This window comes from Cryptosporangium minutisporangium (assembly GCF_039536245.1).
Lineage (GTDB): Bacteria > Actinomycetota > Actinomycetes > Mycobacteriales > Cryptosporangiaceae > Cryptosporangium > Cryptosporangium minutisporangium.
The window spans coordinates 6,377-13,610 of sequence record NZ_BAAAYN010000102.1 but is presented as its reverse complement, the minus strand read 5'-3'; the positions used below and the strand labels follow the sequence as shown (position 1 = coordinate 13,610).

General features: G+C 74.4%; 8 protein-coding genes. 2 read left to right on the top strand and 6 right to left on the bottom strand.

Annotation, left to right across the window (positions count from 1 at the left end; all coding sequences use genetic code 11):
• On the top strand, window positions 1-832 hold an 832-nt coding region (locus ABEB28_RS42000), incomplete at its 5' end, for a 2-oxo acid dehydrogenase subunit E2 (RefSeq protein ID WP_345733907.1).
• A gap of 17 nt (window positions 833-849) precedes the next feature.
• On the opposite strand, the gene ABEB28_RS41995 is transcribed toward ABEB28_RS42000, so the two are convergent.
• Together ABEB28_RS41995 and ABEB28_RS41990 are read right to left on the bottom strand one after the other, a co-directional pair.
• Window positions 850-3,417, bottom strand: coding sequence for an ABC transporter permease (locus ABEB28_RS41995; RefSeq protein WP_345733906.1), 2,568 nt, complete (start codon window positions 3,415-3,417; stop codon window positions 850-852).
• Window positions 3,414-4,193 (bottom strand): ABC transporter ATP-binding protein, encoded by a 780-nt coding sequence (locus tag ABEB28_RS41990; RefSeq protein WP_345733905.1) that lies wholly within the window; start codon window positions 4,191-4,193, stop codon window positions 3,414-3,416. Before ABEB28_RS41990 ends, ABEB28_RS41995 begins: the two co-directional genes overlap by 4 nt.
• Window positions 4,194-4,313: 120 nt before the next feature.
• Between ABEB28_RS41990 and ABEB28_RS41985 the strand changes: the two genes are divergently transcribed.
• Window positions 4,314-4,931, top strand: coding sequence for a TetR/AcrR family transcriptional regulator (locus ABEB28_RS41985; RefSeq protein WP_345733904.1), 618 nt, complete (start codon window positions 4,314-4,316; stop codon window positions 4,929-4,931).
• A 45-nt stretch (window positions 4,932-4,976) separates the two neighbouring features.
• Here the strand turns inward: ABEB28_RS41985 and paaI are convergent, their stop codons facing one another.
• The 4 genes from paaI to ABEB28_RS41965 form a co-directional block, all read right to left on the bottom strand.
• Complete coding sequence (gene paaI / locus ABEB28_RS41980; protein ID WP_345733903.1) at window positions 4,977-5,441, bottom strand: hydroxyphenylacetyl-CoA thioesterase PaaI; 465 nt, start codon at window positions 5,439-5,441, stop codon at window positions 4,977-4,979.
• The gene (paaE, locus tag ABEB28_RS41975; RefSeq protein WP_345733902.1) at window positions 5,434-6,486 is read right to left on the bottom strand and encodes a 1,2-phenylacetyl-CoA epoxidase subunit PaaE; all 1,053 of its coding nucleotides are present in this window, start codon (window positions 6,484-6,486) and stop codon (window positions 5,434-5,436) included. The genes paaI and paaE overlap by 8 nt, the downstream gene beginning before the upstream one ends.
• Window positions 6,486-7,001, bottom strand: coding sequence for a 1,2-phenylacetyl-CoA epoxidase subunit PaaD (gene paaD, locus ABEB28_RS41970; RefSeq protein WP_345733910.1), 516 nt, complete (start codon window positions 6,999-7,001; stop codon window positions 6,486-6,488). Before paaD ends, paaE begins: the two co-directional genes overlap by 1 nt.
• Window positions 7,002-7,033: 32 nt before the next feature.
• On the bottom strand, window positions 7,034-7,234 hold a 201-nt coding region (locus ABEB28_RS41965; protein ID WP_345733901.1), incomplete at its 5' end, for a Phenylacetic acid catabolic protein.

Sequence of the window (7,234 nt, the reverse complement as noted above, 5' to 3'; positions counted from 1 at the left end):
CGAGCGGGCCGCTGCGGCGCAGGCGGGCGCCGCAGCGGCTCTTCCCGGGCGGATCGAGTGGGCCACCGATCCCGGCCCGGCCGCCGATCCCGGCCCGGCCACCGACCCCCGCCCGGACAGCGCGCCGGGCCCGAGCGCAGCGCCTGCGCCCGAGGCGGGCGGCGGGCGACGGGTTGCGCTCTCCGGCGTCGGGAAAGCCGCCGCGGCGGTGTTCACCCGCTGGCGCCGGGAGATTCCCGAGGCGACGATCTGGGTGGACGTGGACGCCACCCCGCTGGTCGCGCTGCGGGAGCGCACCGAGCCGGGGCTGCTGGCCTACCTGGCCCGATTCACCGTGGCCGCGCTCCGGGAGTTCCCGGTGTTCAACAGTCGCTACGACGCCGAGCGGCAGGAGATCGTCCATCTCGACCGGATCAATCTCGGCATCGCCGTCCAGGGCGCGCGGGGGCTGGTGGTGCCCGCGGTCGTCGGCGCCGAGACGCTCACGACCACGGAGCTCGGCGTCGGCATCCGTCGCGTCGTCGCCGCGGCGCGCGCCGGGACGAGCACGCCCGCGGAGCTGACGGCGGGCACGTTCACGCTCAACGACTACGGCGTGTTCGACGTGGACGGTGGCGCCCCGATCCTCAACCCGCCGCAGGTCGCGATGCTCGGCGTCGGGCGGATCATCGACCGGCCCTGGGTGGTGGAGGGCGCGGTCGTCGTCCGGAAGGTCGCCCAGCTGTCGTTCGTCTTCGACCATCGGGTCTGCGACGGCGAGACCGCTTCCCGGTTCCTGCGGCGGGTCGCCGACGCGGTCGAGAACCCGGCGGCCGCCCTGGCCCACCTCTGAGCGCGCCGACGGCCGGGTCACTCGCGCACGCCGATCGCGTCGACCGGCTGCGCCCGCATGGCGATCCGGGCCGAGGTCATCACGGCGGCCCGGCCGAGCAGCGCGGCGACCGCGACGATTCCCAGGTAGGTGAGCGGTGGGACGGACGGGAGCACGGTCCTGGTCAGCCCCAGACTGGTGCCGATCAGGGACGGGATCGCGGCGAGCGTGCCGAGGAGGACGGCGGCCACGACGATGATCCGCGTCTCGCCGCGCATCATCGCGCGTACCTGCCCCCGGGTGGCGCCGACGAGCTGGAGCAGGGCGAACTCGCGGAAACGAGCGGCGGTCGCCATCACCAGGGTGTTCACCACGGCGATCGCGAGGTAGCCGAGCAGGACCGCGTTGAGGACGAGGCCGACCGCCGACTCGCCGGCGACCTCGTCGTGCTGCGCGGCGACGAACGACTCGCGGTCGTCGACGGAGACGGTCGGGAGGTGCCGGACGGCGGCGCGCAGCGTGTCACCGAGCGCCCCGACGTCGGTTCCCGCGGCCGCCGCGACCAGCATCGCGAAGTCCAGGCGGTCGGTGGTGTGGTCCAGGACGACGTCGTGCGGCAGCGTGACGTCGCCGAGGCCGAGTCCTCTCTCGTAGAGCGCGACCACCGTGGGCTCGATCGGCGTGCCGTCGCCGAGATGGAGCTCGACGGTGTCGCCGAGAGCGACCTGGAGGGTGCCCGCCGCGATCCGGCTCAGCGCCACCGTGTTGCCGCGCAGCTCGGCGATGTCCCCGTCGAGCACGGCGAGGTCCATCGTCTCGCCGAGCCGGTCGCCGACGACTCCCTGCGCCGGGTAGGCCCTGAGCTGCGGGCTGTCCCGCGACCCGAACGTCGCCAGCGTCTGCGTGCGGACGACCGGGGTCACCGCCGAGACGCCGGGCACGGTCCGGAGCACGTCCGCGACCTCCGGGGAGACGCCGGCGGACGAGGAGGTGACGACGTAGTCCGCGCGCAGCCCGTCCGCGGCCTGATCCTGTGCGGCCGCGCTCGCGGTCGTTCCGCTGAAGAGCTGCCCGGCGGCGAGCGTGATGCCCATGATCAGCGGAGTGGTCGCCGCGGCGAGCCGCCGGGAGTTGGCGTGCGCGTTCGCGGACGCGAGGAACCCGCTCACCCCGGAGCGACGGTTCAGCCAGGGGCCCAGCACGGTGACGGCGCCGCCGAGCAGCCGAGGCCCCAGCAGCGCGACGGCGAGGACGAGCAGGAACGCCGAGAACGCCGCGCTCTCCACGGCTCCTTCGCCGGGTAACCGCAGCGGCAGCACGAGCGCCATGGCCAGCGCGGCGGGGATCAGGAGCACGCCGACGGTCACCCGGAACCACCCGAGCTTCGGCGGCTCCAGCGCGGCCTCGCCGAGCGCGTCGACCGGCTTGAGCTTGGCCGCGCGGCGGGCGGCGATCCAGCCGCCCAGCCGGGCGCCGATCAGGCAGAGCACCACCGCGACGAGCAGCGGCAGCGGGCTGATCGACAGCGCGAAGTCGGCCGGTACCGCGCCGAGGCGGGCGAACGTCTCGCGGATCAGAAAGCTCAGCCCGATGCCCGGAATCACGCCGAGCACCGCCCCGAGCGCGCCCACCACCATGGTCTCGGCGGCGATCATGCCGAGCACCTGCTTCGGGGTCGCGCCGATCGCCCGCAGCAGCGCCAGCTCCCGCAGCCGCTGCCGAACCGAGAGGGCGAGCGTGCTCGCTACGACGACCATGATGACCAGCACCATGCTGCCGCCGAACGCCAGCGACAGCTCGCTGAGGAACGACCGCGTGCTGCCGATGTCGGGGAACTCCACCTCGCTCCGGCTCCGGCCGGTGTAGACGGTCACCCCGGGAGCCGCCGCCTCGATCGCGCGCGCCAGCTCGTCGGTACCGACGCCGGGCGCGGCCAGCACGCCGATCGCGTCCACCCGGTCGGGTTGCCCGGTCAGCTCCCGGGCCCGGTCGTCGGTGACGAACACCGCGGATTGCCGGGCGAGGTCGCCGCCGCGCGGAGTCGCGATGCCGGTCACCCGGTAGGTCGACGGAGCCGAGCCGACCGCGAGCCGGATCGACGCGCCGACGGCCACGCCGGCCCGCTGCGCCAGCGCCGAGTCCAGGACCACCTCGTCGGGCCGGGCCGGCGCCCGCCCGGCGGTCGTGGTGAACGCGCCGAGCACGGCCGATTTCCAACCGTGCCCGAGCGCGGGGGCGCGGTCCGGCCCGGCGAGCACCTCGCCGTCCGCCGTCACGAGGCTCACCGGGACGTTCACGTCGGGGATCGCCGCCCGGACGCCGGGCACGCGCGCGAGGTCCCCGACGAGCTGGGCCGGCAGGGTGGCCCGCTCGCGGAACCGGGGATCCACGTCGTCGTCGACCGGCAGCGCCTGCCGGGCGCCCACTACCAGGTCGGCGGCTCGGTAGCGCTCGGTCGGCACGCCCGAGCGCTCGCTGCTCTCCAGCAGGATTCCGCAGGCCGTGATCACCGCCGAGCCGGACAGCACCGCGACGAACGCCGCGACGAACCCGCCCTTCCGCCCCCGGACCGTGCTCCAGGCCAGCGCCAGCATGCGCCGCTTCACGCGTCCCCCAGGTGGGTCATGCGCTCGGCGATCTGCTCCGCGGACGGCCGGGTCATCGCGCCGGCCAGCCGGCCGTCGGCGAGGAACACCGCGGTGTCGGCGTGCGCGGCCGCGACCGGGTCGTGCGTGACCATCAGCACGGTCTGGCCGAGGTCGTCGACGATCGTCCGGAGCAGGGCGAGGACCTGACGGCCGCTGCGGCTGTCCAGCGCGCCGGTCGGTTCGTCGGCGCACACCAGGTCGGGCCGGGTGACGAGCGCGCGGGCGATCGCCACCCGCTGCTGCTGGCCCCCGGAGAGCTGGCTCGGGCGGCGGTCGGCGAACTCGGCGAGCCCGACGGCGGCGAGTACGGCCGCCAGTTGCCCGGGATCGACCGGCTTCTCGGCCAACCGGATCGGCAGCGTGACGTTGTCCGCGACGGTCAGCGCACCGAGCAGGTTGTACGCCTGGAAGACGAACCCGATCCGGTCCCGGCGCAGCTCGGTCAGCTCGGTCTCGGAGCGGCCGGACAGCTCCGTGCCACCCAGCACGACCCGGCCCGACGTCGGCCGGTCCAGACCGGCCGCGCAGTTCAGGAACGTGCTCTTGCCGGACCCGGACGGGCCCATGACTGCGGTGAACGTGCCACGCGGGAACTCCGCCGTAACCGCGTCGAGCGCGCGGACCGCGGCCTTACCCGACCCGTACACCTTCGACACCGAATCCAGGCGCACGGCGTACGGGGAGGGCACAGAGGGCACGGTGTGCGGGCTCGACGGGGCCTTCTTCGTTCTCATGCCGTTCGACGCTAGGTTCGGCGGCCGCGCGAACCGCTACCCCGCACCACCGGATCTCCGGTACAGCTGGCTGTAGTGCCACGAGCGGCAAGCCCGGGAGCGCCGTGAGAGGCTTCCCCGGTGACAGCAGTCGACCCGACCTCGCCGGCCCGTCGCGGGCGTGGCCGACCCGGCTACGACCAGGCCGCCGTTCTGCGTGCGGCCGTGGAGTTGTTCAACCGCAAGGGGTACGACGCGACGAGCATCGGCGATCTCGCCAAGGAGCTCGGCGTCACCAAGCCGGCGATCTACCACCACTTCGACAGCAAGGAAGACCTGCTCCGTCTCGCCCTCGACGACGCGTTGGACGAGCTGACGACCCTGGTGTCGAACGCGTCCCGGGGCAACGGCACCGCCTACGCCCGCCTGCGCGACGTCGTCCACCGCTCGGTGGAGGTGCTCGTCGCGCACCAGCCGTCGGTGACGCTGCTGCTCCGGATCCGCGGCAACACCGCGGTCGAGCAGGAGGCCCTGGAGCGGCGTCGCTGGCTGGACGACCGGCTCGCCGCGCTGGTGCGGGAGGCCATCGCGGAGGGGGCGCTGCGGGACGACGTTCCGCCGGACCTCGTCAGCCGGTTGCTGTTCGGCATGGTGAACTCGCTGGTCGAGTGGTACCGCGCGGCGGGCACGTACGACGCCGCGACCGTCGCCGACGCCCTGGTCACGATCGCCTTCGAGGGCCTGACCCGCCGCGCGTGAACCGCCCGTGGTGGTTTTTCGGAAGAGCACCGCTGGCGGAGGGGCTCAGGGGTGGTCTTCCCGAAAATCGGCGGCGAGCCCGGGGATGGCGCGCCCGAGCGACCGGCTCCGGCCCCGGAACTCGGCGATGACCTCGGCGGGGGTTTCGTCGTGGGCCAGGCGCAGGACCGTGACGTCGTAGACGCCGGAGCGACCCCGGGTGGCCCGTTCGGTCGCCCGGGCGAGCAGCCGGTCACCGGCGCGCGCGGACTCCAGGAACGTGATGTCGAATCCGGCGGCGACCGTCACCTCGCCCCGCGAGTTGCAGGCGACCGCGAACGCGGTGTCCGCGAGCGTCGCGATCAGACCGCCGTGGCAGAGCGCCCAGCCGTTGGTCATGTCCGGCCGGACCCGCATCGAGACCTCGGCGGTTCCGGTGCCGACGTGCTCGAGTCCCATGCCGAGCGAGCGGCTCGCGGCGTCCCCGGCGAGCATCACCTCCGCACTCCGCCGTGCGGTGTCTTCAAGCATCGAAATCCACCGTCACCGCGTCACTGACCGGGAACGTCTGGCAGGTCAGCACGAACCCGGCCGCGACCTCGGACGGCTCCAGCGCGTAGTTCCGCCGCATGTCGGCGACACCTTCGCGGACGCGGGCCCGGCAGGTACCGCAGACGCCACCCTTGCAGGCGAACGGCGCGTTGCCGGTCGTCGCCCTGGTCGCGTCGAGGAGCGTGCTGTCCCGAGGCACGGTCGCGGTGGCCCGCCGGCCGTCGAGCACCGTGGTGAGCCTGGTCGTCTCGCCCACCACCGCGGTGGTGCGCCGCGGCTCCGGCGGTGGCGCGTCCACGTAGAACAGCTCCACGTGGACGCGGTCCGGCGGCACACCGGCGTCGGTGAGCACGGCCCGCGCGTCCTCGATCATCGGGTGCGGTCCGCACAGCCACACGTGGTCGAACGCCTCCACCGGGACCAGGTCGGAGAGCAGGCGGCGCAGCCGCTCGCGGTCGAGGCGACCGGAGAGCAGCGCGGCGTCGCGCGGCTCCCGGGAGAGCACGTGGACCACCTGCAGGCGCGGCCCGTACCGGTTCTTCAGGTCGCCGATTTCGTCCGCGAACATCACGGTGCGGCTGGTGCGGTTGCCGTAGAGCAGGGACACCTGCGCGGCCGGGTGCTGGAGCACGGTTCCGGCGATCGAGAGCAGCGGCGTGATGCCGGATCCGGCGGCGATGCACAGGTGCCGCTCGCCGCGGGCCGGATCGGCGTCCCACGCGCCGGTCGGGGCCTGCACCTCGATCGTCGCCCCGGGCCGGACGTCGTGGACCAGCCAGGAGGAGAACATCCCGGCCGGGATCTCGCGGACGCCGATGCGGGGTTCCGCGCCGACCGGGGCGCAGATCGAGTACGAGCGCCGCTCCTCCCGGCCGTCGATCGTCCGCCGGAGCGTCAGCGACTGTCCGGCGCGGAACGCGTAGGCCGCGCGGAGCTCGTCGGGGACCGCGAACGTCACCGCGACCGCGTCGTCGCAGAGGCGCTCGACCGCGGCGACCCGCAGCGGGTGGAACACCGGCCTCATCACACCTCCTTGACGTGCTCGAACGGCTCCAGGCAGGCAGTGCAGCGGTAGAGGGCCTTGCACGCGGTGGCGCCGAACTCGGACACCAGTCGGGTGGCGTCCGCACCGCAGCGCGGGCACCGTGGGGCGCGGCGGGTCGGGCCGAAGGTGAGCGCCACCGGACCGGGTTCCCGGCGTGCCGGTCCCGGCGGCGACAGGCCCGCCGCGCGGAGGGCGGCGCGGCCCCGCTCGGAGATCCAGTCGGTCGACCAGGCCGGCGCCAGCGCGATGCGCACCTCGACGCGCGGGAAGCCCGCGTCGGTCAGACGATGGACCAGGTCGTCCCGCATGGTCGCCAGCGCGGGGCAACCGGAGTACGTCGGCGTGATCACCGCGACGACCCCGTCCCCCTCCATCCGGACCTCCCGCAGCACCCCGAGGTCACCCAGGGTCAGCATCGGCAGCTCCGGGTCGCGCACCTCGGCAGCGACGGCGCGCGCCCGGGCCTCCGAGGTCGTTCGGGTCTCGGCGTTCACCCGGGTCTCGGCGTTCAGCCGGGTTCGGGGGGTCACCAGCGCCCCATCGGGTGGGCGCGCGCGACCACCTGCATCTCGGCGAGCATCCGGCTGAGCGCCTCGGTGTGCAGCCCGTCGCGCCCGGTCCGCCCGCCGACGCCGGCCAGCGGCGGGTGCTGCGGCCGCGCGACGCCGCTCACCGCGAACACCTGGTCGAGGACCGCGTCGACGTCGGACGGCAGGCCGTCCAGGTC

What these genes read in the sequence shown, in the direction of transcription:
- ABEB28_RS41990 (WP_345733905.1), bottom strand. Translation starts at nt 4,193, where the DNA reads ATGAGAACGAAGAAGGCCCCGTCGAGCCCGCACACCGTGCCCTCTGTG.
- paaI (WP_345733903.1), bottom strand. Translation starts at nt 5,441, where the DNA reads ATGCTTGAAGACACCGCACGGCGGAGTGCGGAGGTGATGCTCGCCGGG.
- paaE (WP_345733902.1), bottom strand. Translation starts at nt 6,486, where the DNA reads ATGAGGCCGGTGTTCCACCCGCTGCGGGTCGCCGCGGTCGAGCGCCTC.